At 65.7% G+C, this 24,010-nt stretch carries 23 protein-coding genes; 9 read left to right on the forward strand and 14 right to left on the reverse strand.

The genetic code is table 11. From position 1 onward, the window contains the following. Positions 1-36: 36 nt before the first annotated feature. Positions 37-1,047, forward strand: a complete 1,011-nt coding sequence (rlmF, locus tag GA645_RS21965) for a 23S rRNA (adenine(1618)-N(6))-methyltransferase RlmF (RefSeq protein ID WP_152225407.1) — start codon at positions 37-39, stop codon at positions 1,045-1,047. 3 nt (positions 1,048-1,050) lie between these two features. Here rlmF and GA645_RS21970 read toward each other — a convergent pair whose 3' ends face one another. Both GA645_RS21970 and GA645_RS21975 read right to left on the reverse strand, forming a co-directional pair. Beyond that, positions 1,051-1,593, reverse strand: a complete 543-nt coding sequence (locus tag GA645_RS21970; RefSeq protein WP_152225409.1) for a hydrolase — start codon at positions 1,591-1,593, stop codon at positions 1,051-1,053. Between the two features lie 31 nt (positions 1,594-1,624). Continuing rightward, on the reverse strand, positions 1,625-2,167 hold the full coding sequence (locus tag GA645_RS21975; protein ID WP_152225410.1) for a gamma carbonic anhydrase family protein: 543 nt from the start codon (positions 2,165-2,167) through the stop codon (positions 1,625-1,627). 76 nt (positions 2,168-2,243) lie between these two features. Here GA645_RS21975 and prlC point away from each other — a divergent pair, with 76 nt between their 5' ends. Both prlC and GA645_RS21985 read left to right on the forward strand, forming a co-directional pair. Beyond that, positions 2,244-4,289 carry an oligopeptidase A gene (gene prlC / locus GA645_RS21980; protein WP_152225412.1) on the forward strand — a complete coding sequence of 682 codons (2,046 nt, stop codon included), beginning with the start codon at positions 2,244-2,246 and terminating at the stop codon, positions 4,287-4,289. Further along, entirely contained in the window at positions 4,289-4,558 is a 270-nt protein-coding gene (locus GA645_RS21985) for a YheV family putative zinc ribbon protein (protein ID WP_152225414.1), read from the forward strand. The genes prlC and GA645_RS21985 overlap by 1 nt, the downstream gene beginning before the upstream one ends. 67 nt (positions 4,559-4,625) lie before the next feature. Here the strand turns inward: GA645_RS21985 and GA645_RS21990 are convergent, their stop codons facing one another. From GA645_RS21990 to sbcD, 3 genes are all read right to left on the reverse strand, one after another. Beyond that, the gene (locus GA645_RS21990; protein WP_256675988.1) at positions 4,626-5,291 is read right to left on the reverse strand and encodes a Dps family protein; all 666 of its coding nucleotides are present in this window, start codon (positions 5,289-5,291) and stop codon (positions 4,626-4,628) included. Positions 5,292-5,451: 160 nt separating this feature from the next. Beyond that, complete coding sequence (locus tag GA645_RS22000) at positions 5,452-8,901, reverse strand: AAA family ATPase (RefSeq protein WP_152225418.1); 3,450 nt, start codon at positions 8,899-8,901, stop codon at positions 5,452-5,454. Beyond that, complete coding sequence (gene sbcD, locus GA645_RS22005; protein ID WP_152225421.1) at positions 8,898-10,118, reverse strand: exonuclease subunit SbcD; 1,221 nt, start codon at positions 10,116-10,118, stop codon at positions 8,898-8,900. The genes GA645_RS22000 and sbcD overlap by 4 nt, the downstream gene beginning before the upstream one ends. Before the next feature lie 133 nt (positions 10,119-10,251). Between sbcD and GA645_RS22010 the strand changes: the two genes are divergently transcribed. From GA645_RS22010 to GA645_RS22030, 5 genes are all read left to right on the forward strand, one after another. Continuing rightward, the gene (locus tag GA645_RS22010) at positions 10,252-11,616 is read left to right on the forward strand and encodes a TAXI family TRAP transporter solute-binding subunit (protein WP_152225423.1); all 1,365 of its coding nucleotides are present in this window, start codon (positions 10,252-10,254) and stop codon (positions 11,614-11,616) included. Between the two features lie 108 nt (positions 11,617-11,724). Further along, a complete protein-coding gene (locus tag GA645_RS22015; RefSeq protein ID WP_152225425.1) occupies positions 11,725-11,964 on the forward strand; it encodes a CopG family ribbon-helix-helix protein in 240 nt (79 codons plus the stop codon). Next, entirely contained in the window at positions 11,954-12,238 is a 285-nt protein-coding gene (locus GA645_RS22020) for a type II toxin-antitoxin system RelE/ParE family toxin (protein WP_152225427.1), read from the forward strand. Before GA645_RS22015 ends, GA645_RS22020 begins: the two co-directional genes overlap by 11 nt. A 122-nt stretch (positions 12,239-12,360) precedes the next feature. Then, positions 12,361-13,368: a nucleoid-associated protein YejK gene (gene yejK, locus GA645_RS22025; protein ID WP_152225429.1), complete on the forward strand. Its 1,008-nt coding sequence runs from the start codon at positions 12,361-12,363 to the stop codon at positions 13,366-13,368. Between the two features lie 450 nt (positions 13,369-13,818). Continuing rightward, positions 13,819-14,685 (forward strand): DUF4344 domain-containing metallopeptidase, encoded by an 867-nt coding sequence (locus tag GA645_RS22030; protein WP_152225431.1) that lies wholly within the window; start codon positions 13,819-13,821, stop codon positions 14,683-14,685. Here GA645_RS22030 and GA645_RS22035 read toward each other — a convergent pair. The 4 genes from GA645_RS22035 to GA645_RS22050 form a co-directional block, all read right to left on the reverse strand. Further along, a complete protein-coding gene (locus GA645_RS22035) occupies positions 14,666-15,601 on the reverse strand; it encodes a glutathione S-transferase family protein (protein WP_152225433.1) in 936 nt (311 codons plus the stop codon). The two genes, GA645_RS22030 and GA645_RS22035, sit on opposite strands and share 20 nt — an antisense overlap. A 63-nt stretch (positions 15,602-15,664) precedes the next feature. Further along, a complete protein-coding gene (locus GA645_RS22040; RefSeq protein ID WP_152225435.1) occupies positions 15,665-15,967 on the reverse strand; it encodes a GIY-YIG nuclease family protein in 303 nt (100 codons plus the stop codon). Further along, positions 15,964-16,665, reverse strand: coding sequence for a glutathione S-transferase C-terminal domain-containing protein (locus GA645_RS22045; protein ID WP_152225437.1), 702 nt, complete (start codon positions 16,663-16,665; stop codon positions 15,964-15,966). The genes GA645_RS22040 and GA645_RS22045 overlap by 4 nt, the downstream gene beginning before the upstream one ends. Positions 16,666-16,737: 72 nt before the next feature. Further along, on the reverse strand, positions 16,738-17,220 hold the full coding sequence (locus GA645_RS22050; RefSeq protein WP_152225439.1) for a nuclear transport factor 2 family protein: 483 nt from the start codon (positions 17,218-17,220) through the stop codon (positions 16,738-16,740). A 112-nt stretch (positions 17,221-17,332) separates the two neighbouring features. Here GA645_RS22050 and GA645_RS22055 point away from each other — a divergent pair, with 112 nt between their 5' ends. Beyond that, positions 17,333-18,283 carry a GlxA family transcriptional regulator gene (locus GA645_RS22055; protein WP_152225441.1) on the forward strand — a complete coding sequence of 317 codons (951 nt, stop codon included), beginning with the start codon at positions 17,333-17,335 and terminating at the stop codon, positions 18,281-18,283. 100 nt (positions 18,284-18,383) lie between these two features. Here GA645_RS22055 and pcsA read toward each other — a convergent pair whose 3' ends face one another. From pcsA to GA645_RS22080, 5 genes are all read right to left on the reverse strand, one after another. Further along, a complete protein-coding gene (pcsA, locus tag GA645_RS22060; protein ID WP_152225443.1) occupies positions 18,384-19,100 on the reverse strand; it encodes a phosphatidylcholine synthase in 717 nt (238 codons plus the stop codon). A gap of 264 nt (positions 19,101-19,364) precedes the next feature. Next, a complete protein-coding gene (locus GA645_RS22065) occupies positions 19,365-20,141 on the reverse strand; it encodes an amino acid ABC transporter ATP-binding protein (protein WP_152225444.1) in 777 nt (258 codons plus the stop codon). Between the two features lie 273 nt (positions 20,142-20,414). After that, positions 20,415-21,515, reverse strand: coding sequence for an amino acid ABC transporter permease (locus tag GA645_RS22070; RefSeq protein WP_152225446.1), 1,101 nt, complete (start codon positions 21,513-21,515; stop codon positions 20,415-20,417). Between the two features lie 10 nt (positions 21,516-21,525). Then, positions 21,526-22,710 carry an amino acid ABC transporter permease gene (locus GA645_RS22075; RefSeq protein ID WP_152225448.1) on the reverse strand — a complete coding sequence of 395 codons (1,185 nt, stop codon included), beginning with the start codon at positions 22,708-22,710 and terminating at the stop codon, positions 21,526-21,528. Positions 22,711-22,835: 125 nt separating this feature from the next. Then, on the reverse strand, positions 22,836-23,864 hold the full coding sequence (locus GA645_RS22080; protein ID WP_152225450.1) for an amino acid ABC transporter substrate-binding protein: 1,029 nt from the start codon (positions 23,862-23,864) through the stop codon (positions 22,836-22,838). Between the last annotated feature and the right edge of the window lie 146 nt (positions 23,865-24,010).

The following is a 24,010-nucleotide window of genomic DNA, read 5'->3' on the forward strand; positions in this document are numbered from 1 at the left end:
GAAAATCGCCCACCGCTTCCCTGCCCCGCCAACGCCATGCCGAAACCGCCGAAACACCCCGCCGCCCCCTCGAAACCTGTCGAACCCCTGCGCGACCCCACCGCCAAGCGGCCAAACCTGCTGCACCCGCGCAATCGGCACCAGGGGCACTACGACTTCCCAACACTGATCGAGGGCTGCCCGGAGCTGGGCCGCTTCGTCATCACCAATCCCTACGGCAAGCCGAGCATCGACTTCGCCAATCCCGAAGCGGTGCGCGTGTTCAACCGCGCGCTGCTCAAGGCGCAGTACGGCATCGGCCAGTGGGACATTCCCGCCGGCTTCCTCTGCCCGCCGATCCCCGGCCGCGCCGACTACGTGCATTACCTGGCCGACCTGCTCGCCGAGGAAAACGGCGGCAAGGTTCCGCGTGGACCGGATGTGTGTGTGCTGGACATCGGCGTCGGCGCCAACTGCATCTACCCGCTGATCGGCCACCGCGACTACGGCTGGCGTTTCCTCGGTTCGGACATCGAGCCTGCCGCCCTGAAGTCCGCCCACGCCATCCTCAATGGCAATCCGGGTCTCAACGAAGCCATCGAACTGCGCCAGCAGCACGAGCCGAAGCACATCTTCCATGGCCTGCTGGATGCTAATGAACGCTTCGACGCAACACTGTGCAACCCACCCTTCCACGCATCCCCCGAGGAAGCCAGCAGCGGCAGCCGGCGTAAGTGGAAGAACCTCGGCAAGCTCGACCCGTCGCGCAAGCTGCCCGCCCTGAACTTCGGCGGGCAAAGCAACGAACTGTGGTGCGAAGGTGGGGAAATCGCCTTCCTGCGCAAGCTGGCAGCGGAGAGCGCGGAAGTGGGCAAGCAGGTGCTGTGGTTCAGTTCGCTGGTGTCCAAGGCCGGCAATCTCGACGAGTTCCGCCGCGCCCTGAAGAAGACCGGTGCCGTCACCGTGCGCAGCGTGGACATGGCCCAGGGCCAGAAGCAGAGCCGCTTCGTCGCCTGGACCTTCCAGGAACCCGAACAGCGCGCGAAATGGCGCGCCGGGTGGAAATGAGCCTCAGCGGATGTATTGCTTACTGATCTCACGGAAGACTTCCGTGCCGGCGCGCTCCATCCATTCGAAGGCAACCATCTCCCGCGAGACGATCATCGCTCCGGCCTGACGCATGCGCTCCAGCGCCAACGCCTTGTCCCGGGGACGGCGCGAGCCAACCGCCTCGTCCACCACGAACACCTCGCGGTCCTCGGCCAGCAGGCCCAGCACCGTCTGCAGCACGCAGACATGCGCCTCGGTGCCACAGACCACGAACTGCCGGCGCTCGCCGCCGGGCATCTGCAGCAGGCCGGGATCGGTCACGGCGGAAAAGGCGATCTTCTCCAGCAGCGCCTCCACCGGCAGCGCGTCGCGCAGCGCGGACAGGGTCGGCCCCAGGCCCTTCGGATACTGCTCGGTGGCCAGCGCCGGCACGCCCAGGCGCTGCGCCACCGCCAGCAGCCAGGCCGCGTGTTCGAGCACCGACTCGGCTTCGCGAATGGCCGGGAACAGGCGCTCCTGGATATCGATGATCAGCAAGGTGGACGTCTGGGCGCGTAGCAACATGGCGTGCTCTCCTCTGCTCGGTAGGTGGTCGTCAGCCGGCATAACCCTCGGCGATATGCTGATCCTTGAGCTTTACATAGTTGCCGGCGCTGTAGGTGAAGAAGGCGCGTTCCTTGTCGGTCAGCGGGCGGGCCTTCTTCACCGGGCTGCCAACATAGAGGTAACCGCTTTCCAGCACCTTGCCCGGCGGCACCAGACTGCCGGCGCCGAGGATCACCTCGTCCTCGATCACCGCACCGTCCATCACGATCGAGCCCATGCCCACCAGGATTCGGCTGCCGACGGTGCAGCCATGCAGCAGCACCTTGTGACCAACGGTCACGTCGTCGCCGATGGTCAGCGGGAAGCCGTCCGGGTTGAACGGGCCAGCATGGGTGATGTGCAGCACGCTACCGTCCTGCACGCTGGTGCGCGCGCCGATGCGGATGCGGTGCATGTCGCCGCGGATGGTGACCAGCGGCCACACCGAGCTGTCGGCGCCGATCTCCACATCACCGATGACCACGGCGCTGGCGTCGACGAACACGCGCTCGCCCAGCGATGGCGTTTTGCCCTGATACGAACGAATAGTCACGATAGAGTCTCTCTGGCTGCGAATACGGCCGATTGTATTTAAGATGGCCGAGTGTTTCTTCAACCAAGGTGCCACCGTGAGCGCGAATCCCCTTCTGCAGAGCTACGACCTGCCGCCCTTCTCGTCCATCCGTCCGGAGCACGTGAAGCCGGCCATCGAGCAGATCCTCGCCGACAACCGCGCGGCCATCGCGCGCATTCTCGCCGAGCAGAACGGCACCCCGACCTGGACCGGCCTGGTGCTGGCCATGGACGAACTGCATGACCGCCTGGGCAAGGCCTGGAGCCCCGTCAGCCACCTCAATGCGGTGTGCAACAGCGCCGAACTGCGCGAGGCCTACGAAGGCTGCCTGCCGCTGCTGTCCGCCTACTGGACCGAACTGGGCCAGAACCCCGAGCTGTTCAAGGCCTACGAGGCGCTGTCCGCCAGCCCCGAGGCGAAGAACTTCGATGTCGCCCAGAAGACCATCCTCGAACACGCCCTGCGCGACTTCCGCCTGTCGGGTATCGACCTGCCGGCCGACCAACAGCAGCGCTACGCCGAGATCCAGACGCGCCTGTCCGAACTGGGCAGCCGCTTCTCCAACCAACTGCTGGACGCCACCCAGGCCTGGACCAAGCACATCACCGATGAAGCGGCGCTGGCCGGCCTGACCGACTCGGCCAAGGCGCAGATGCAGCAGGCCGCGCAGGCCAAGGAGCTGGATGGCTGGCTGATCAGCCTGGAATTCCCCAGCTACTACGCGGTGATGACCTACGCCGAAGACCGCGCACTGCGCGAAGAGGTCTACGCCGCGTACTGCACCCGCGCTTCCAATCAAGGCCCGAACGCCGGTCAGAACGACAACGGCCCGGTGATGCAGGAAATCCTCGACCTGCGCCAGGAGCTGTCGCGCCTGCTGGGCTTTGCGAACTTCGCCGAGCTGTCCCTGGCCACCAAGATGGCCGAGACCCCCGAGCAGGTCCTGAACTTCCTCCGCGACCTGGCCGTGCGCAGCAAGCCCTTTGCCGCCCAGGACCTTGCGCAGCTCAAGGCCTACGCCGCTGAACAGGGTTGCCCGGACCTGTCGAGCTGGGACGCCAGCTACTTCGGCGAGAAGCTGCGCGAGGCGCGCTACAGCGTGTCCCAGGAAGCCCTGCGCGCCTACTTCCCGGTGGACAAGGTGCTCTCCGGCCTGTTCGCCATCGTGCAGAAGCTCTACGGCATCCAGATCCGCGAACTGTCCGACTTCGAGCGCTGGCACCCGGACGTGCGCCTGTTCGAGATCGAGGAGAACGGCCAGCATGTCGGCCGCTTCTACTTCGACCTCTACGCCCGCGCCAACAAGCGCGGCGGCGCCTGGATGGACGGCGCCCGTGACCGTCGCCGCACCGCCGGTGGCGAGCTGCAAGCGCCGGTGGCCTACCTGGTGTGCAACTTCACCCCGGCGGTCGGCGGCAAGCCGGCGCTGCTGACCCACGATGAAGTCACCACCCTGTTCCACGAATTCGGCCACGGCCTTCACCACCTGCTGACCCGCGTCGAGCACGCCAGCGCCTCGGGCATCAACGGCGTGGCCTGGGACGCGGTAGAGCTGCCCAGCCAGTTCATGGAAAACTGGTGCTGGGAGCCCGAGGGCCTGGCCCTGATCTCCGGTCACTACGAAACCGATGCGCCGCTGCCCCAGGACCTGCTGGAGAAGATGCTCGCCGCGAAGAACTTCCAGTCCGGCCTGATGATGGTCCGCCAGCTGGAGTTCTCGCTGTTCGACTTCGAGCTGCACGCTAGCCACGGCGACGGCCGCAGCGTCCTCGACGTGCTGGAAACCGTGCGCAATGAAGTCGCGGTGATGCGCCCGCCGGCATACAACCGCTTCGCCAACAGCTTCGCGCACATCTTCGCCGGCGGTTACGCGGCTGGTTACTACAGCTACAAGTGGGCCGAAGTATTGTCCGCCGATGCCTTCTCCCGCTTCGAGGAAGAAGGCGTGCTCAACCCGGCGACCGGCGCGGCGTTCCGCGACGCGATCCTGGCCAAGGGCGGCTCCCAGGAGCCGATGGCGCTGTTCGTGGCCTTCCGTGGCCGCGAGCCGTCCATCGACGCCCTGCTGCGCCACTCGGGCCTGTCCGAGGAGGCAGCCTGATGAGCGAAGTGAAGAAGCGCTTCATCGCCGGGGCGGTATGCCCGGCGTGCAGCGAGCAGGACAAGATCGTCATGTGGGAAGAGGATGGCATCCCGCACCGCGAGTGCGTGGCCTGCGGCTATGCTGACACCCTCAACGCGCAAGGCCAGTCGGTGCCGAAGGAGTTGACCACCCGGGTCAACGTCAGCGGCCTGAAGAAGCCCGCCGATCCCAAGGTGCAAAGCGTGCAGTTCTTCCCCAACCCGAAGCTGAAGAAGCCGGGCGAGTAAGTCCACGCTGCCGATAAAAAAGCCGTTTCTCCTCCCGGAGAAACGGCTTTTTTCATACGCCGGAAAATCAGTGGCCGGTGCCGTCACCGCGGCGGCTGGTTTCGAAGAGGAACCAGGTGCGCTGCTCGGTCTCGTCGATCCAGTTCTCGATCAGGCTGGCCGTGGCGATGTCGTGGTGCTCGTCGCACAGGTCGTGCACTTCACGCATGTAGGCGGTCAGCGCCTTGTTGTCGCCTTGCAGCTCGGCCAGCATGTCCAGCGGCTGAACGAACTCGGCGTCGTCGTCGAGGATGCGCTTGTCACGGGCGATATGGCCGATGGAGCGAATGGTGTTGCCGCCGATCTTGCGGGTGCGCTCGGCAATGACATCGGTCATCGCGAAGATCTCGGTGGCGTGGTCGTCCAGCAGCAGATGGTAGTCGCGGAAGTGCGGCCCACTGACGTGCCAGTGGAAGTTCTTGGTCTTCAGATAGAGGGCGAAGACGTCGGCGAGCAGGCGGTTGAGCGCGGCGGAAAGATCACGGGTGGAGTTCTTGCTCAGGTCCGAAGGCGTGGCCAGGGCGGGCGCGCGGCGCACGGCGGGTTTCGCGGCAGCTGGCTTGGCGGCGGGCTTGCTGGCGGCGGCCTTCGCGGCCGGCCTGGCTGCAGGTTTGGCGGCCGCTTTCGCTGCCGGCTTCGCAGCGGCGGGTTTCGCCGTCGCAGGTTTCTTCGGAGCCGATGCGGATTTCTTCATCACAAATCACCTCTACGAAAGATCACAGTACCTGTGGGTGCCTTCCCGTACGGGATGTAGCTGAATCAGCGGTCTTGAGCCTATATCGCTCACCGTTGATTGCAAGTCGACATCCGCCAGCGCCGCCGCGTTCCCCCGACTGCGGATCAATCGTGCATCGTCAGTCTTTCTCCGGAGTGAAGCGGAAGCGCCCGTCGAGCTGGCTGTAGCCCATGCCGACGCCCTTGTGCACCTTGAGCTGCACCGGGATGCGCTCCTTGAGCGCTTCGACGTGGCTGATCACGCCGATGGTCTTGCCCGTCGCGTTGAGGCTGTCGAGGGCGTCGAGCGCCACTTCCAGCGTCTCGCCGTCGAGGGTGCCGAAGCCTTCGTCGAGGAACAGCGAGTCGATGCTGGTCTTGTGGCTGACCAGGTCGGACAGCGCGAGCGCCAGGGCCAGGCTGACCAGGAAGCTCTCGCCGCCGGACAGCGTCTTGCAGTCGCGCGCGGTGTCGCCTTGCCAGGTATCGATCACCTCCAGTTCCAGCTCGCCGTCGCTGCGCCGCGCCAGTTGGTAGCGGCCGTGCAGGCGCTGCAACTGGCGATTGGCGAGGTGCACCAGATGGTCGAGGGTCAGGCCCTGGGCGAAGCGCCGGTAGCGCGCACCATCGGCGGAGCCGATCAGGCTGTTCAGGCGCTGCCAGAGGTCGTGCTCCTCCTCCTGCCGGCGAATCTCTTCGAACAGGCTCTGCTGGCTGGCGCGGCGCGCATCGTCGCCCTGCAACTGCGCGCGGATTTCGCCCTGGCGCTGGCCCAACTCACGCAGTTCGGCGTTGAGGGCGAGCAGTTGCTGGGCCAACTCGTCCAGCGACAGGTCGCCATGCGGTTCGGCTTGCAGGCGCTCGACGTCCTGCAATGCCGCGGCACGCAAGGCCACGGCCTCGGCAATGGCGGTTTCCAGCTTCTGCTTGAGGGTGCTGAGCTCGGCGCGCTGGGCGTCGTCCAGCAGCGCGGCAAGATACGCGGGCTCGTCGCCGAACGGGCTCTGCTCCAGTGCGTGCTGCCAGGCCTCCAGGCTTTTCGCCAGTCGCGCCTGATCCTGTTCCAGATGCTCCACCAGCGTCTGCTCGCGGCCCTGCAGCGCATCGGCCTGGCGCTGGCTGGCGCTCAGCCGGGCCTCGGACTCGCCCAGCGCCTGCTGCGGATATTCAGCGTTCGGTAATGCGGGCCGAGCCTCGAATGCCGCGTCCTGCCAGCGCTGCTGCCATTGCTGTGCGATGTCTCGCGCCGAGCCTGCGGCTTGCGCAGCATCACGCTCGGCGGCGGCCAGCTGCTGGCCGAGTTGCTGGTCCCGTTGCCAGTGCTGCCATTCTTCAGTGCGCTCGGCCAGCCATTGCTCGCCGTCTTCCGGCAGGCCGTAGCCCAGTTCCGCCAACGCGGTGGCCAAGACTTCCTCCTGCTGTTGCAGCTCGGCACGCAGACTGGCGATCTGCTGCGTGCGCTCGTCCTGGCGCTGCCGGGCGAACTGCTGCTCGCCCTCGAACAATGCCAGTTGCTGCACCGCCTCGCTGTGGGCGCGCTCGGCATCGATGTGTGACTGCGCGCTCTCCTGCAGGCGGGCCCTGCGCTCGTCCAGCGCCTTCAACTGCTGTCGCAGATCGGCCAGCGCGGTCTCGTGACGCTGGCGCTCGGCGGCCATTGCCTGCTGATCGTCCAGCTGCAGTCCCAGGGCCGCGCAATGCTGCTGCCAGGCCTCCTGCTGCTGCCCGAGCGCCGCTTCGGCCTCTTCGAGCTGGCGTTGCCCCTGCTGTATCTGCGCTTCCAGTTCGGCCAGCTCGCCGCGCAGGGCGATGCCCTGGGTCTCCAGCTCCGCCAGCGCCCGCTTGCTCTCGTCGAGCGCCGTCTGGGTGGCCGACACATCCAGCGCCTGGTAGGCGTCCACCGCCGGGTGCTGCTGTGAGCCACACAGCGGGCAGGCTTCGCCCGGCTGCAATTGCGCGCGCCAGTGTTCGAGCTGGTGGATGCGCTGCTCCTGCTGGAGGAGCTTTTCCCGGTCGGCGGCCTGTTGCTGCATCGTTTTGTAGCGCTCGCGCAGGGCGACGATGGCGCCATCGCGCTCGCCCTTGCGCTGGCGCAGCGCGAGCAGTTCCGGCTGCCAGCGGGTGAGCTGCGCGGCGGCCTGGGAGCGTGCCTGGGCGATCTGCTCCAGGCGGTCGAAGCCGCGACCGAGCACTTGCAATTGCTGCTCGCGCTCACGCAGTTGCGCTTCAGTCGCGCCAGCGAGCAGTGCCTCCAGTTGCTGCCGGGCGGTGGACTCGTTCTGGCGAGCCTCGCCCAGCTTCCGCTCGGTTTGAGTGACAACATCTTGCAGCACGTTGCGACGCGCGCCGGCCTCGCTGAATGCCTGCTCCGAAAGATCGAACTGACGCTGGCTATCCGCGCTGGCCAGCAGCAGCCGGGTGCGTTGGGCAAACTGCGCGCGCCAGACCCCCAACAGCTCGCCCAATCGCGCACGTTGCGGCTGCCGGGCCAGTCGGGCTTCCAGCGCTTGGCGTTGCCCGGCCAGAGCATTCATTTCTACGCCACGAGCATCGCTCAGTTGCCGGGCGAACTGACTGGCGCTCCACAGCGCCTCGGCGATCCGTTCGCGGATGACGGCCTGTTCGGTGCGATTGCCCTCCAGCGCGGCGCGATCCTGCGTCAGGCTGTCCTGGCTGGCGCGCCAGGCCTGATGCAGAGGCTGCAGGCGCGCGGCGGGCTCACTGGCGGCCAGGCGTTGCAGGTCAGGCTGCGCCGCGTCGAGGGACTGACGGGCGCCGGCTTCCTTCTCGCTGGCCTGCTGCATCTGCTGCTCGGCACGGCCGAGGTCCTCACGCCAGCGATGCTGGGCCTGCAGCGCAACCTGGCGCCCCTGCAGCGAGGCTTCCTGCAACAACGCCTGATGGCTCTGCTGTTCGAGGGCTTCGCGCTGCTCGCCGCTGAGCAACTCGACACCCTCGGCACGGGCGCGAAGCTGGTCGAGCGCGCCGCGCACTTCACGGGTGCGCTCGAAGACGCGCTGCGAGATCAGCCCGTAGATCTCCGTGCCGGTCAGCTCTTCCAGCAATTCCGCACGCTGGTTGGCGTTGGCTTCGAGGAAGGCGGCAAAACCGCCCTGGGCCAGCAGCATGGATTTGGTGAAGCGCTCGAAGTCGAGGCCTGTGAGGGTTTCAGTCTGCTTGAGCTTGTCGTTGATCTTGTCGGTGAGGATTTCCCCCTCACCGCTGTCACGGTCGATGCGCACCAGCTCCACCTTCGGCGCCTGCAGCGCTCCCTCGGCCTTGTCACGGGCGCGGCGCTGGCTCCAGAAGGCACGGTAGGGCTGACCCTTCACCTCGAATTCCACCTCGGCGAGGCAGTCGGCGGTGTGCCGGGTCATCAGCTCGTTGCCGCTCTGCGACAGCACGCTCATGCGCGGCGTGCGGTGGTATAGCGCAAGGCAGATGGCGTCGAGCAGCGTGGTCTTGCCGGCGCCGGTGGGGCCGGTGATGGCGAACAGGCCATTGCCGGCGAAGGGCTCGGCGGTGAAGTCGATCTTCCACTCGCCTTTCAGCGAATTGAGGTTCTTCAGGCGCAGGCTGAGGATTCTCACAGTTGCTCCTCCTGCAGGTCACTGACCACCTGCCGGTACAACCCGGTCAGGCGCTCGCGCAGGGGCGCGTCCAGTTCCTCACTGTCCAGGCGTTGCTGGAGCACATCCTCGGGGCTGAGTTCATCGAGGGTTTCCTTGGCCTCGCTGAACAGCGCCGCCTGCGCGTTACCGCGCTCGCGGCGAGTACGCAGCACCGTCACCGGCAGGTCCTCGCAAAGCTTTTCCACACGCAGCTGGATGTCGGTGAGGTAGTCGTCGGTGTGCACCAGCACCTCCAGCCACACCGGCTGCTCGGCACTACCCTCCTCAGCCGCGCGGGCCAACTCGGCGGGCAGTCTGGCAAGGCTGCCCGACACCGACTTCAACGGCTGGAAGCGCGGCACCGGCAAGGCGCTGACGCTGCGCAATCCGTTGTCATCCAGGTCCACCAGCAGCACCTCCTTGCCCTGGATGGCCTCATCGAAACTCAGGGCAATGGGCGACCCGCAGTAGCGGATGTGCTCCAGCCCGCCGACCTTCTGTGGCCGGTGGATGTGTCCGAGGGCGATGTAGTCCGCCGCCGGGAAGGCACTGGTGGGGAAGGCTTCCAGGGTGCCGACGTAGATTTCCCGCACCGACTCGCTGGCACTGGCGCCCACGGTGGTGAGGTGCCCGCTGGCGATGATCGGCAGGCGGCGGCCAAGGGCCTCGCGCTGTGCCTCAGCGCGCTGGAACAGTTCGCGGTAATGCGTCTGGATCGCCTGCTGCAGTGCAAGCTGCTTGTCCTGCGCGCTCTGGCCTGCCTGGCTGGTGAGCAGGTCGCGTGGACGGATGAAGGGGATCGCGCAGAGGATCGCGCCGGGCTCGCCATCGCGCCTGGGCAACACCAGCACCTGCGCATCAAGGTCGGTGCCGACCGCGGCGATCACCCGGGTATCCAGGCGCGCCAGCAACTCGCGGGACTCGTCCAGCATGGCCACCGAATCATGGTTGCCGCCCAGCACCACCAGCCGCGCCCCGGTATCGCGCAGCTCGACGATGAAGCGGTTGTATTGCTCGCGGGCATAACTGGGCGGCGCGCCAGTGTCGAACACGTCACCGGCGATGATCACCGCGTCCACGGCCTGCTCGCGCACCTGCCCGACCAGCCAGGTGCAGAACGCCTGGTGCTCGGCCTCGCGGCTCTTGCCCATGAAATGCTGGCCCAGATGCCAGTCGGAGGTGTGGAGAATGCGCATACCGTGACGTCCGCAGCCGTGATCCAAAGGCTGGGATGATAACGGGTTGCGCCGCCGTGATGGCGGAATCGCCGGCCGCAGCCGCTCAGGCTGGCTATCTTTTCCCGAAGGCACGTCGCGATAAGGACTTCCCATGCAACGCCTCGTCAACATGCTCAAGGACCTCGCCATCCTCGTCCGCGCCAACCTCTGGCTGCTGCCGGTACTGGCCGCACTGGTGGCCGCGCTGTTCTACTTCGTCGCCCCGCCCCCGCCCATGAGCGCCACCCTCGCCACCGGTGCGCCCGGCGGTGGCTATGCGATTTTCGGCGAACGCCTGAAGGAGGAACTGGCCAAGCAAGGCTTCGAGCTGACGCTGATGCAGACCGCCGGGTCGAGCCAGAACCTGGACAAGCTGCTGGACAAGAAAAGCGGCGCGAATATCGGACTGGTGCAGAGCGGCCAGGAGCAGCAACTGACGCATGACCAGCGCGCCAGCCTGCAGACGCTCGGGGCGATGTTCCAGGAGCCCCTGTGGCTGTTCCAGCGCCGTGACGTGAAGATCGACCGCATCGCCGACCTGCTGCCGCTGCGGCTGGCCCTCGGCACGCCGGGCAGCGGCACCGAGGCGGTGACCGAAGCCATCCTCAAGGCCAATGACATTCCCACCGAGCAGCTGCCACCGAACTGGCAGGCCCGCGGCGGCAACACGGTGGCCAATGAACTGCTGGCCGGCACGCTGGACGCCGCGTTTTTCGTCGGCCCGGCGGAGAACCCCCTGATCCAGCGCCTGGCGGCCAGCCCGGACCTGAAGCTGGCCGGCTTCCGCCGCGCCCATGCCTATGAGGCGCGAATTCCGTTCCTCAAGCGCGTAGCCGTCAGCGAAGGCCTGTTGAACCTGGCGCAGAACGTCCCGGAGCACGACCTTGCCACGCTATCGCCGGTCGCCACCCTGGTGATCAACGACAACTTCCACCCGGCGCTGACCCCGCTGATCCTGGAAGCCGCCCGCCGGGTGATGAGAAAAGGCACCCTGCTCGACCCCGCCGGGGCGTTCCCCAGCGCCGAACCGCGCACCCTGGCCCTGCAGAGCGACGCCGAGCGCTACTACAAGAGCGGCCCGCCGCTGCTGCAGCGCTTCCTGCCGTTCCGTATCGCCTCCCTGGCCGATCGCTACATCATCCTGCTGATCCCCTTCATCGCCATCCTGTTCCCGCTGCTCAAATCCATCGGTCCGCTGTACCGCTGGCGCATCCGCGCACGAATCTACCGCTGGTACCGCTACCTTCGCGAGATCGACCGACGCCTGGACGAGCGCGCCGGCAGCGCCGAGCTGAGCACCGAGATCACGCGCCTGGAGCAACTGGAAGCCGAACTGGCCAAGGTCGAGGTGCCGCTGTCGTACTACAACGAGCTGTACGAATTGCACCTGCACCTGAACTACGTGATCCGCCGTCTGCGCCAGTTGCGTCGCAACCGGCGCGAGCGCGACGGCGAGAAGATGCCGACAACGGACTGACCGACTTCACACCTCGCGCCAGGAAAGAACTGCAGCCGATAGGCGTACACGGCAACCGTAGTGGGTTGTAGTATCTTGTAGTGCAACACACTACATCTGAGGTGCTCCATGCCTGTCATGTCCCTGCGCCTGTCGGACGACCAGTCCGAAACGCTCGCCAAGCTGGCCCATGCCACTGGCCGCAGCAAGAACTTCCTCGCCGCCCAGGCGCTGGAGGAATATCTGGTTCGCGAGTCGTGGCAGATCGGCGAAATTCTGGAAGCCATCGTCGAAGCGGATGCCGGCGACTTCGCCAGCGACGCCGAAGTGAAGGCCATCCTAGACAAGTGGACGCACGATGCGGATTGAGTGGCTGCGAAAGGCACTGCGCAACCTCGATGACGAAGCCACCTACATTGCCCAGGACAACCCCGCTGCCGCGCGTGCATTCGTCATCGCCGTGGTGGCCGACGTCGAGCGCCTGGCGTTGAATCCCGCCTCAGGTCGTGAGGGAAGAGTTCCCGGGACTCGTGAATGGGCGATGACCAGCCATCCGTATCTGATTCCCTACCGCATCCGTGACGGCCGACTGCAGGTCCTGCGCATCTTCCACACCCGGCGTCTACCGCCTGCACAGTGGTAGTAGCGGCGCGTTCGCAACGCGCACGGCGGCGCCGGGTCGGGTAAACTCTGGCGTTTTCCAATCCTCTGCCCACCCCGCCGCCCCGTATGCGGCGAGGCCGGCACTGAACCTCCAGGTCCGCCATGCCGATTCGCCACGCCATCGTCCACCTGATCGACAAGAAGCCCGACGGCAACCCCGCGACGCTGCACGCGCGCGAAGCCGAGCTGGGCGACTCCCAGGCCATCGAGAACCTGATGGCCGACCTCAACGAAAGCTACAACGCCAAGCCGAACAAGGCCTGGGGCCTGTTCCAGGGCGAGTCCGGCGCCTACCCGTTCAGCGGCTGGCTGGGCGAGTACCTGGATAGCGGCAAGGACTTCGTCGCCTTCACCAAGCAGGCGGTGGAACACCTCAAGACGCTGATGGAAGAATCCAATCTCTCCACCGGCGGCCACGTGCTGTTCTGCCATTACCAGCAGGGCATGACCGACTACCTGTCCATCGCCCTGCTGCACCACAGTGAAGGGGTGGCGGTGACCGAGGCACTGGAAGTCACCCCGTCGCGTCACCTGGACCTGGGCCAGCTGCATATGGCCGCGCGGATCAACATCTCCGAGTGGCGCAACAACAAGACCTCCAAGCAGTACATCTCCTTCATCAAGGGCAAGGGCGGCAAGAAGGTCTCGGACTACTTCCGCGACTTCATCGGCTGCACCGAGGGCGTCGACGGACCGAGCGAGACCCGCACCCTGCTCAAGGCCTTCAGCGACTTCGTGGAGAGCGAAGACCTGCCTGAAGAGCAGGCCCGCGAGAAGACCGACGTGCTGGTGGACTACGCCACCAGCCAGGCGAAGATCGGCGAGCCGATGGCCCTGGACGCCCTCTCCGAGCTGATGGACGACCAGGCCCCGCGCGCCTTCTACGACTACATCCGCAACAAGGACTACGGCCTGTCGCCGGAGATCCCGGCGGACAAGCGCACCCTCAACCAGTTCCGCCGCTTCACCGGCCGCGCCGAGGGGCTGTCGATCAGCTTCGAGGCGCACCTGCTGGGCAGCAAGGTGGAGTACGACGAGGAGCGCGACATGCTGATCATCCGCGGCCTGCCGACCCAGTTGCAGGACCAGCTCAAGCGCCGCAAGGACTGACGTCCACCGCTGACGAAAAAGCCCATCGCGAGATGGGCTTTTTTGTGACTGAGGATTTTCCGTTGGGCGGTTCGCGAGCAAGCTCGCTCCTACAGACAGCCGGCAAGCGCGGTGCGCTTTTCGTAGGAGTGAGCTTGCTCACGAACCTGCCTAACGCCGGCCTTGCCGGCGGATAGCCGGACAAGGTCCGCTCCTACATAGTTTTCTGGGTCCCCGCGTTCGCGGGGATGACGTGTGCAGAGGGCGATGCATGACACCGTCACTCCCGCGAACGCGGGAGCCCAAAAGACAGTTGCCCCTACAGTGAAAACACCGCTTCCGACGGACCGCCGAAAACCTCCCCGTCGCGACTGCTAGAGTCAATCAAGGCGTCTCACGTTCGTGGTGGCCGCCATGTCCGCCCCTCACGCATTCTCAACTGTCTCGCAGTCGCTCTCCGGGTGCCCCCGGATGCACCGCTCGTATCTCGCACTGCTGTTCCTGCTCTGCGCCGGCATCGTCGGTGCCGATCCCGTCCCCCCGCTTTCGCCCAATGTCGCGCGCTTCGTGCTGGCCAACGCCGAATTCAGCGTGATGCACGAGATGGGGCACATGCTGATCGCCGAATACAACCTGCCGGTGCTGGGGCGCGAAGAGGACGCCGCCGACCAGATCGGCTTCATCCTGCTGTTCCGCCTCTACACGAAACTGCCCCAGGACGAGATCGACGCGCGCCTGTTGGATATCGCCGATTACTGGCGCCTGGAATGGCAGACCCCCAAGCCGCAGGCGGAGCAGGTGCTGGCCTGGGACAGCCATCCGCTGGACGAGCAGCGTTACTACAATCTCGTCTGCCTCTTGTATGGCAGCGACATGCAACGGCTGGACTGGCTACCCGCGTTCACCGGGCTGCCTTACGAACGCGCTGTTTATTGCGATCAGGAGTTCCAGCAGGCCATCAAGGCCGTGAACTGGGTCCACCACGCCCGTCACACCCTGGATATACGGCACCATAGCGGGGCACGCCTGGAGTTCGAGACACCCTTGATCGATCGCGCGGCGACCGAGCCGCTGGTCGCCCTGCTGCGTGACGAGAACCGCCTCCAGGAGTTGGTGAACGCGGTCTTCCAGCAGTTCCGCCCGCCCCGCCCGCTGACCCTGCGACTGCTCAACTGCGGCTCGCCGGACGCCTGGTACGACATCAACGGCGGGGAAATGGCGCTCTGCTACGAACGCCTGCAACGCTTCCGCGAGATGGCCGAGAACCTGCCGCGCCTGCGTACCCCGGCAACACGGCAGTGCCCCGGCCCCACGGAGCTCAGACCGGCCGGATGCTGAAGCCCAGACGCGGGAAGTGCACGTGGACGGTGCCCGCGCGCGGGTCCTCGCGGCGCAGGATCAGGCTTTCACGCCCGGCGTGCAGCAGTTCGCCCTCCACCGGATCGACGCCGTAGTCGGTGGCGGCGATCACCACGCGCTGACCGGCACTGAAGCCATTGGGATCGACGAAGCCGTCGTCCGGCAATGCGGCGGGCTGGCTGTCGCGGGCGATGGCGATCGCCTCCTCCGCGCTCATCTCACTGTGGGCGCCGTGGCCGAAGCCGAGCACGCGGCCGAGCCAGGCACTGACCGACGGGTAGTCATCCACCAGCGGCGCGGTCACCGGCGTGCCCTTGACGAACCAGAGGCAGTGGGCCAGGGCAAAGTCCGCAATCGACGGCTCGCCGAACAGGAAGTCGCCCTCCTCCCGCGCCAGTTGCTGCTCGACGCGGGCCATGAACACCGGCCACTGGTGCCGGGCCTGCTCGGCCGCCAGGCGGCTCGCGGTACCGCCGCTGAACAACTGGCTGCGATCGGCGACGAAGGCCTTGAGGAACTCCGGCGGCAACTTGCCGAAGCGCACCGCGATGGATTCGGGCTGGAACACGAGGCTGACGGCATGCTGGAAGATCACCGCGTCGGCCCATTGGGCGAAGCTGGCGGCGGTGAACTCCTGGCCTTCGGGGAACAGCGACGGCACGGCCTTTTCCTGCTCCAGGCGGCGGGCGATCAGCGCGGTGTCGCAGTAGATATCGGCACCGACCTGCAGCACCGGGGTCCGGCGGTAGCCGCCGGTCAGGGCCATCAGGTCCGGCTTGGGCATCAGCGGCGGAATGGTCACCGAATGCCAGGACAACTGCTTGAAGCCCAGCAGCAGACGTGCCTTTTCGGCGAAGGGCGAGGTCGGATAGTGGTGCAGGATCAGCTCGGACATCACGGGCTCCAGCGGCCGGAAGGTAGACAGGCAGCTTAGCTCGCAGGGCGACGCAGGCCTACCTCAGGCCTCGGATAGGGCAACATCCACGGCAGTGATGGGCGGGCTGGCCTGCACCAGACGCTCCTTGGCCAGCTTGGTCAGCCCCTTGATCGCCCGCTCGCGGCGCAGGGCATCGCCCTTGCCGGGGCAGGCCTCGACGTAGACCAGCGCCTGCGCCGGGCTTGAGTGGAAAAAGCGCGCGCCGCGTCCGCTGCGATGGGTCTCGAAACGACGCTGCGGGTCATCGCTGATGCCGCAGTAGAGCGCGCCATTGACGGCGCGCACCAGGTAGACGAACCAGGGTTTGGCAGGTGCTGTGGTCACGATGCCCAGACTCGCGCCTGCATGCGCTCGCAGTAGGCCACCAGGCGCTCATAGCTGCGCGCCATGTCGTTGAGCGGAGTTTCCAGGGTGCTCAGCACCAGGTTGGCCAGCACGCCGTACGCGGCGGCGTCGGCGCTGCAGGGCTGCGCGCCACCGTAGAACGGCAGGTCGCCGAGCATGCCGTCGAGCGCGTCGAGATCGTCACGGGCAAAGCTCAGCAGTTCCTCACGGCTGTGCCGGGTCAGGCCGCGACCGGTGAGGTCACCACGGATCTTGCGCTGGATGAGCTGCCCCACCAGTGGGCGCAGGGGTGCCGGGATGCTGCGGAACATCACGTCCTTCACCTGGCGGAAGCCCTGCTCGTCGAGCCAGCGGAAGTAGACCAGCAGCGGCGCCAGGTGTTCGTCGCACAGGCGGGTGATCGACACCGCCCAGCCACGGCCACGGGCATCGAGCCCGGCGTCGAGGTCGAATCCGTAGTACTGCTGCAGGGTGCGCATGATGATCGCGGTATCCGCGATGGCCTTGCCGTCCAGGGTGATGAACGGCAGCTTGCCCTTGGGCCCCTTGCGTGGGTCGGTCACGTGCTTGATCTGGTATTCCAGCCCGGCCATGCGCAGGAAGGTTTCCAGCTTCAGGCAGAAGGGGCTGATGTTGGGCACATTGAACGCGGGCGGGAACTGAAAAAGAGTGATCATGGCGGCATCCTGTCGGAGTCGCCTGTCATTTAAGCCTATCCGACCCGCGCGGGCGAGCCCGGCACCTTGACATCAGGCCTTTGCGCCCCGTTGTGAGCGGTATACCGCAAGTCCTCTGGCAGCCTGCGCGCGGATCGCCGCCTGCACCGGAGGCGCCCAGCCCAGCAGCGCGCCCTTGGCGCCGAGGGCCTGGCGCGACCACTTCCACAGGTCGAACCTGTCGACGTGACGACAGATCAGGCCATCGCGAAATTCGAATTGTGCCTGGATGTGATTGACTACCCGGCGACCGGTCTGGCTGAAGGTATAGGACGCCACCCAGCGCGCCGTGCCGCGTCGCTCATCCGCCTGGACGTCCTCGTAGCTCAACGAGAAATCCTCGGCGCGCGCGGTGAGCATGCGCCACATGTCCCCGGCCTCGGCGCCACGCAGATCGGTGAAGACCGGATCGCTGAAGTGCACGTCCGCGCTGTAGCAGGCGGCCATGGCGTCGCCGTCGCGGCGCTGGAAGGCCTGGTAGAAGCGTTCGATCAACTGGGCGTTGGGATGAGCCATGGTGGCGCTCGCATAGTAGGGTTGAGCGCAGTATCGATGACGTTTCGACTGGACACGATTGGCAATATCGACAAAATTATGATCGATAACGCCAAAGCAGTAGTGAGACGTCATGTTCAGGATAGCCCTGTTCGTCTGCCCGCAAACACTGTGTTCAAGCCTTGGCCTGGCCATGGATGCCTTCCACCTGGCCAACCGGCTCGACGGCCGTCGCCTCTTTGAGGTGCAGCGGGTAAGCGCCGACGGCGCACCGGTTGCGCTCTCCTTCGGACGCATCGAAGTGGAAGGTGGTCTCGACCTCGCCAGTGGCTGCGACTTGCTGCTGATTCCCGCCACCGGACCGGACGTCGCCGCTACCTGCAACGCCAATCAGGCATTGCTCGCCTGGTTGCGCGACAGCCCGCCCGGCCTGCAACTGGGCAGCCTGTGCAGCAGCGCCTTCCTGCTTGCCGAAGCGGGCGTACTGGACGGCCGCCGCGCTACCACCCACTGGGCGCTGGAAACCGCCTTCCGCGAACGTTATCCACAGGTGAACCTGGACATCGATGCGTTGTGCACCGAGGACGGCGGGCGTCTCTGCTCCGGCGGCGCGCAGGCCGGGCTGGATCTGTGCCTGTACCTGATCGAGCGCCATGCCGGCGCGGCGCTGGCCCGGCGTGCCGCGGCAACCCTGGTGTTCGAGCATGGCCGAGGCCGGCAGCGGCGCTTCACCCCGCTGCTGCCCGAGCCGCTCCCCGAGGGCTCGGCGCTGGCCCCATTGCTCGAATGGCTGGACGACAACTATGCCGAGCCGTTCGACCTGGCCGCGCTGGCGCAGCGCGTGCACTGCTCGACACGCACGTTACTGCGGCGCTTCCGCGAGCAGTTGGGGATGACCCCGAACGATTACGTGCAGCGCCTGCGCATCGCCTCGGCACAGGAGGCGCTGGGGGACCCGGGGCGCTCGCTGGAGCGCATCGCCAGCGACATCGGCTACGCCGACCGCGCCAGCTTCGCGCGGTTGTTCAAGCAGTTGTGCGGGGAGACGCCGGGGGCTTTCCGGCAGCGGATGCTGGGACGGTAGGCGGAGGGCCACAGCGGGTGGCGATCGAGCAGGGCGCAACGGGGAGTCAAGGTCAGACCGCGCACAACCGCGAACGGTTGTACGCCCTACGAAAAGCTTCCTAGTGGAACCACTCCATCGCGGTGCGCCAGACGCACACGCCGACGAAGTACGCCGATGCGGCGAACCACAGGCCGAGTTGCCAGGGCTGGTCGAGCGGCTGCTGGAGGATCAGCAGCGCGCTGCTGAGCATCCAGATGAAGGTCACGGCGATGTTCAGCGGCATGAACTGGCGCACGCGGAACGGGTGCAGGAACTTCATCTTGGTCAGGGTCAGCGCGGCCAGCACCAGCACGGTGATGAAGCTCACCCAGGGGTGCAGGGCGAGTACGTAGAAGTACACCGCGACCACGTTCCACGCAGCCGGGAAGCCGACGAAGTAGTTGTCCTTGCTCTTCATGTTCACGTTGCAGAAGCAGAACAGCGAGGACACCAGGATCACGCCCACCGCCAGCAGCTCGGTGTGCGCCGGCAGCGGTATGTAGCGGTAGATGAAGATCGCCGGGATGAAGACGTAGGTGAGGTAGTCGATCACCAGGTCCAGGGTGGAGCCATCGAAGTGCGGCAGCACCGCCTTGACGTCGAACTTGCGCGCCAGAGTGCCGTCCAGCCCATCCACCAGCAGGGCCACGCCCAGCCACAACAGGCAAGCCTGGGGCCGGTTGTCGACCAGTGCCAACAGCGCCAGCAGCGCAAGGATGACACCGCTGGAGGTCACCGCATGGGCGCTCCAGGCTTTGGCTTTGCTCAGGTTCAATGGCGATAGGATCAGGTTCACGTCGGCTCTCTTCCTTCGGACGTCGATGCAGGCGAGCTATTAGAAACGTTAGCCCATCCCTGACAAACCACTGCACATGGGAACACCAATCCGCCGGTCGAGTTCAGCCCGTGCGTATCGTTGCCGTCATCACGGCGGTGGGAGTCCCAGCATACGCTGTCGCGGCGGCGAGGTGCCATCGCGGGAGACGAGCGTGAGGTTTCCAGGCATTGCGCCAGGCACGGACAGCCCCTCTCCCCCCTGGAGGGAAAGGGGCGCTTCCCGTCAGTGCAGAATCTGGCTGAGGAAGAGCTTGGTCCGGTCCGACTTCGGGTTGTCGAAGAACTGGTCCGGCGGGGCCTGCTCGACGATCTCGCCCTTGTCCATGAAGATCACCCGGTTCGCCACGGTGCGCGCAAAGCCCATCTCGTGGGTCACGCAGAGCATGGTCATGCCGCTCTGCGCCAGGCCGATCATGGTGTCGAGCACCTCCTTCACCATCTCCGGATCCAGCGCCGAGGTCGGCTCGTCGAACAGCATGATCTTCGGCTTCATGCACAGCGCCCGGGCAATCGCTACGCGCTGCTGCTGGCCGCCGGAGAGCTGCCCCGGGTACTTGTTGGCCTGCTCCGGGATGCGCACGCGCTCCAGGTAATGCATGGCGATTTCCTCAGCCTGGCGCTTGGGCAACTTGCGCACCCACATGGGCGCCAGGATGCAGTTCTGCAGCACGGTCAGGTGCGGGAACAGGTTGAAGTGCTGGAACACCATGCCGACCTCGCTGCGGATCGCCTCGATCTGCTTGAGGTCGTTGGTCAGCTCCGTGCCGTCGACCACGATACTGCCCTGCTGGTGTTCCTCCAGGCGGTTGATACAGCGGATAGTGGTGGACTTGCCCGACCCGGACGGGCCGCAGAGGACGATGCGCTCGCCCTGCTTCACCTCCAGGTTGATGTCCTTGAGTACGTGGAACTGGCCGTACCACTTGTTCACGCCCTTCATGGTGATCATCGTGTGATCGCCGACGGCCGGCTGTGCGGTCTTTTGGGTGGCTTCAGACATGATGATCGCTCCTAATAGGGCCTGATGACGCTTGATCGTGCGCCGCGTTGCTGCGCCAAATCACGCCAGACAAGGCGCAGGACGCCGGCAATGGCACTCCCTTGTCCAGTCCTGCAACGCAGGCTGGCGTGATTTGCCGCGCAACCCGCAGGGACGAGGTCCCATTTTGCGCAGCGCTGCGTTACTCGTCGTTCATCTGGGAAAACCAAACTTCTCTCCTCGCGCCTTGCCCTGCGCAAAATGGGACTTCGTCGCGGCCACGATCAAGCGTCATCAGGCCCTACGATGACCGGTGTCCAGCTTGCGCTCCAGGTGCTGGGAGTAGCGGGACATGCTGAAACAGAAGATCCAGTAGACCGCCGCGGCGAACACATAGCCTTCGATGGCCATGCCCAGCCAGGCCGGGTCCGCGGTGGCGCGCTTGATGCTGTTGAGGAAGTCGAACAGGCCGATGATGATCACCAGGCTGGTGTCCTTGAACAGGGCGATAAAGGTGTTGACGATGCCGGGAATCACCAGCTTCAGCGCCTGCGGCAGGATCACCAGGCCCATGCTCCGCCAGTAGCCCAGGCCCATCGCGGCAGCGGCCTCGTACTGGCCCTTGGGGATAGCCTGCATGCCGCCGCGCACCACCTCGGCGATGTAGGCGGCCTCGAACAGCACCACCATCACCATGGCCCGCAGCAGCTTGTCGAGGTTCATGCCCTCGGGCAGGAACAGCGGCAGCATCACCGAGGACATGAACAGCACCGTGATCAGCGGCACGCCACGCCAGAACTCGATGGTAGTGACGCAGATGACCTTGATCGCCGGCATCTTCGAGCGCCGCCCCAGCGCCAGCAGGATACCCAGTGGCATCGCCCCGCAGATGCCGACCGCGGCGATCACCACGGTGAGCATCAGGCCGCCCCACGCGCTGGTGGGTACGTTGTCCAGGCCTAGGAAGCCGCCGTGCAACAACCAGAAGGCCACCAGCGGCAAGGCCACGAGGAAACACGCGCCGTACTTCAGCTTGTAATGGAAACGCTTGAGGAACAGCGGCGCCGCCCCGAAGATCACGAAGAGCACGGTGAGGTCCACGCGCCAGCGCAGTTCCTCGGGGTAGAAGCCGTACATGAACTGGCCGAAGCGCGAGGCGATGAACACCCAGCAGGCGCCCTCGCGGGAGCAGTCGGCGCGGGTCGCCCCGACCCAGTTGGCCTTGATGAACGCCCACTCCAGCAGCGGCGGCAGGATCAGGAACACCAGGTACAGGCCCACCAGCGTCAGCAAGGTGTTGAACCAGCCGGAGAACAGGTTGGCGCGCAGCCAGCCGAGGACACCCACGCTCATCGCTGGCGGCGGCAGGTCGGGCTTGAAGGTATGAATGGCCATCGTCCTCTCCCTACCGCTCGATCAGCGCGATTCGTTTGTTGTACCAGTTCATCAGCAACGAAATGCTGATGCTGATGGCCAGGTACACGCTCATGGTGATGGTCATGGTCTCGATGGCCTGGCCGGTCTGGTTGAGCACCGTACCGGCGAACAGCGAGACCATGTCCGGGTAGCCGATTGCGGCCGCCAGCGAGGAGTTCTTCGCCAGGTTCAGGTACTGGCTGGTCAGCGGTGGGATGATCACCCGCAGCGCCTGCGGGATGACCACCAGGCGCAGGGTCTGCCCCGGCCTCAGGCCGAGGGAGCCGGCCGCCTCGGTCTGGCCATGGCTGACCGCCTGGATACCGGCACGCACCGTCTCGCCGATGAAGGCGGCGGTGTACACCGACAGCGCGAGGATGATCGACACCAGCTCCGGGATCACCACCCAGCCGCCGCGGAAGTTGAAGCCCTGCAGCACCGGCACGTCCCAGTGGAACGGCGCGCCGGCGAACAGCGATACCAGTGCAGGCAGCAGGATCAGCAAGGCCAGGCCGCTGAGGAATACCGGAAAGGTCTTGCCGGTGGCGTGGCGGCGGGCCTTGGCCCACTTCCAGATCACCGTCCAGCCGACCAGGGCCAGGATGAACGCAACGATGAACGGCCCCAGGCCATCGGCGGCCAGCGGCTGGGGCATCTGCAGACCACGGTTGTTGACGAAGAACAGGTTGCCGAAGCTGATGCTCTGCCGCGGGTTCGGCAGTGGGCCGAGCACGGCGAAGTACCAGAAGAAGATCTGCAGCAGCGGCGGGATGTTGCGGAAGGTCTCGATGTACAGGGTCGCCAGCTTGCGGATCAGCCAGTTGCGCGACAGCCGCGCCACGCCGAGGATGAAGCCGATGACGGTGGCGAAGAAGATGCCAACCACCGTGACCAGCAGCGTGTTGAGCAGGCCGACCAGGAACACCCGGCCATAGGTATCGCTTTCGCTGTAGTCGATCAGGTGCTGGGAGATGCCGAATCCGGCGCTGTTCTTGAGAAATCCGAAGCCGGACTGGATGCCCCGGTGGGCCAGGTTGGTCTGGGTGTTATCGAAGAGAAACCAGCCGACCGCGACGACAGCGATCACCGCTATGATCTGGAAGGCCCAGGCACGCACGACGGGATCGGTGAGCGAAAGCCCTCGCGGGCGCTGGGCTTTGATGGAGTTCTGCATGTAAGCCCTCTTTCGAAGGCTCCGCGGCAGACGCAGGACTACGCCCGCGTCGCCAGCGGAGGCTTCATGTCATCGGAAACAGGGCCGGCGCCCACCATCAGGGCGCCGGGCACGCGCGGGTACGGTCAGCGCACCGGCGGTGCGTACTGCAGACCACCCTTGTTCCACTGGGCGTTGAGGCCACGCTTGATCTTCAGGTCGCTGCCGTCGCCGACGTTGCGATCGAAGATCTCGCCGTAGTTACCCACTTGCTTGACGATCTGCACCACCCAGTCCTTGGACAGCTTCAGATCCTTGCCGTAGTCGCCTTCGGCGCCGAGCAGGCGGGCGACGTCCGGGTTCTTGGTGTTCTTGGCCATCTCCTCGACGTTCTTCGAGTTCACGCCCAGTTCTTCGGCATTGAGCATGGCGAAGAGCGTCCAGCGCGCGATGTGGAACCACTCCTCGTCACCCTGGCGTACCGCCGGGGCCAGCGGCTCCTTGGAGATGACTTCCGGCAGCACCACGTAATCATCCGGCTTGGCCAGCTTGATGCGCTGGGCATAGAGCTGCGACTGGTCGGAGGTCAGCACGTCGCAACGACCGGACTCCAGCGACTTGGCGCTCTCGTCGGAGGTGTCGTAGGTGATGGGGGTGTACTTGAGGTTGTTGGAACGGAAGTAGTCGGACAGGTTCAGCTCGGTGGTGGTGCCTGCCTGGATGCACACGGTGGCGCCGTCGAGTTCCTTGGCGCTGGAAACGCCGAGCTTCTTGTTCACCAGGAAGCCCTGGCCGTCGTAGTAGGTCACGCCGACGAAGCTCAGGCCCATGGCGCTGTCGCGCGAACTGGTCCAGGTGGAGTTGCGCGAGAGGATGTCGATCTCGCCGGACTGCAGCGCGGTGAAGCGCTCCTTGGCGGTCAGCGGGCTGAACTTGACCTTGCTGGCGTCGCCGAACACCGCGGCTGCCACGGCGCGGCAGACATCGACGTCGATGCCCTTGTACTGCCCCTTGGCGTCGGCATAGGAGAAGCCCGGAAGACCATCACTGATACCGCACTGCACGTAGCCTTTCTTCTTCACTGCATCAAGGGTGGCGCCCGCGTGAGCGAGGCCGCTGATACCGAACACGGCGGCGGTGGTCAGCACTGCCAGGGTGGATTTCACCATCTTCATCGATCTTCTCCGTTGCTTTTTTAGTGTTCTGGAGTCCCGGCTCCACCGCCGTACCCTCGTGAGGCACAAGCAGGACCACTGACGGGATGGAGACCTAAGGGTGAGTCTAGTCGGCTCTCGGAAACCGCACCGAGGCGTTGCAGACG

The sequence above is a fragment of the Pseudomonas sp. SCB32 genome (genome assembly GCF_009189165.1).
GTDB lineage: Bacteria > Pseudomonadota > Gammaproteobacteria > Pseudomonadales > Pseudomonadaceae > Pseudomonas.

Excerpts from the sequence above, each read along its gene's own strand:
- rlmF (WP_152225407.1), top strand. The coding sequence starts at position 37 with ATGCCGAAACCGCCGAAACACCCCGCCGCCCCCTCGAAACCTGTCGAA.
- GA645_RS21970 (WP_152225409.1), bottom strand. The coding sequence starts at position 1,593 with ATGTTGCTACGCGCCCAGACGTCCACCTTGCTGATCATCGATATCCAG.
- GA645_RS21985 (WP_152225414.1), top strand. The coding sequence starts at position 4,289 with ATGAGCGAAGTGAAGAAGCGCTTCATCGCCGGGGCGGTATGCCCGGCG.
- GA645_RS21990 (WP_256675988.1), bottom strand. The coding sequence starts at position 5,291 with ATGAAGAAATCCGCATCGGCTCCGAAGAAACCTGCGACGGCGAAACCC.
- sbcD (WP_152225421.1), bottom strand. The coding sequence starts at position 10,118 with ATGCGCATTCTCCACACCTCCGACTGGCATCTGGGCCAGCATTTCATG.
- GA645_RS22010 (WP_152225423.1), top strand. The coding sequence starts at position 10,252 with ATGCAACGCCTCGTCAACATGCTCAAGGACCTCGCCATCCTCGTCCGC.
- GA645_RS22015 (WP_152225425.1), top strand. The coding sequence starts at position 11,725 with ATGCCTGTCATGTCCCTGCGCCTGTCGGACGACCAGTCCGAAACGCTC.
- GA645_RS22020 (WP_152225427.1), top strand. The coding sequence starts at position 11,954 with ATGCGGATTGAGTGGCTGCGAAAGGCACTGCGCAACCTCGATGACGAA.
- yejK (WP_152225429.1), top strand. The coding sequence starts at position 12,361 with ATGCCGATTCGCCACGCCATCGTCCACCTGATCGACAAGAAGCCCGAC.
- GA645_RS22030 (WP_152225431.1), top strand. The coding sequence starts at position 13,819 with ATGCACCGCTCGTATCTCGCACTGCTGTTCCTGCTCTGCGCCGGCATC.
- GA645_RS22035 (WP_152225433.1), bottom strand. The coding sequence starts at position 15,601 with ATGTCCGAGCTGATCCTGCACCACTATCCGACCTCGCCCTTCGCCGAA.
- GA645_RS22045 (WP_152225437.1), bottom strand. The coding sequence starts at position 16,665 with ATGATCACTCTTTTTCAGTTCCCGCCCGCGTTCAATGTGCCCAACATC.
- GA645_RS22050 (WP_152225439.1), bottom strand. The coding sequence starts at position 17,220 with ATGGCTCATCCCAACGCCCAGTTGATCGAACGCTTCTACCAGGCCTTC.
- GA645_RS22055 (WP_152225441.1), top strand. The coding sequence starts at position 17,333 with ATGTTCAGGATAGCCCTGTTCGTCTGCCCGCAAACACTGTGTTCAAGC.
- GA645_RS22065 (WP_152225444.1), bottom strand. The coding sequence starts at position 20,141 with ATGTCTGAAGCCACCCAAAAGACCGCACAGCCGGCCGTCGGCGATCAC.
- GA645_RS22070 (WP_152225446.1), bottom strand. The coding sequence starts at position 21,515 with ATGGCCATTCATACCTTCAAGCCCGACCTGCCGCCGCCAGCGATGAGC.
- GA645_RS22075 (WP_152225448.1), bottom strand. The coding sequence starts at position 22,710 with ATGCAGAACTCCATCAAAGCCCAGCGCCCGCGAGGGCTTTCGCTCACC.
- GA645_RS22080 (WP_152225450.1), bottom strand. The coding sequence starts at position 23,864 with ATGAAGATGGTGAAATCCACCCTGGCAGTGCTGACCACCGCCGCCGTG.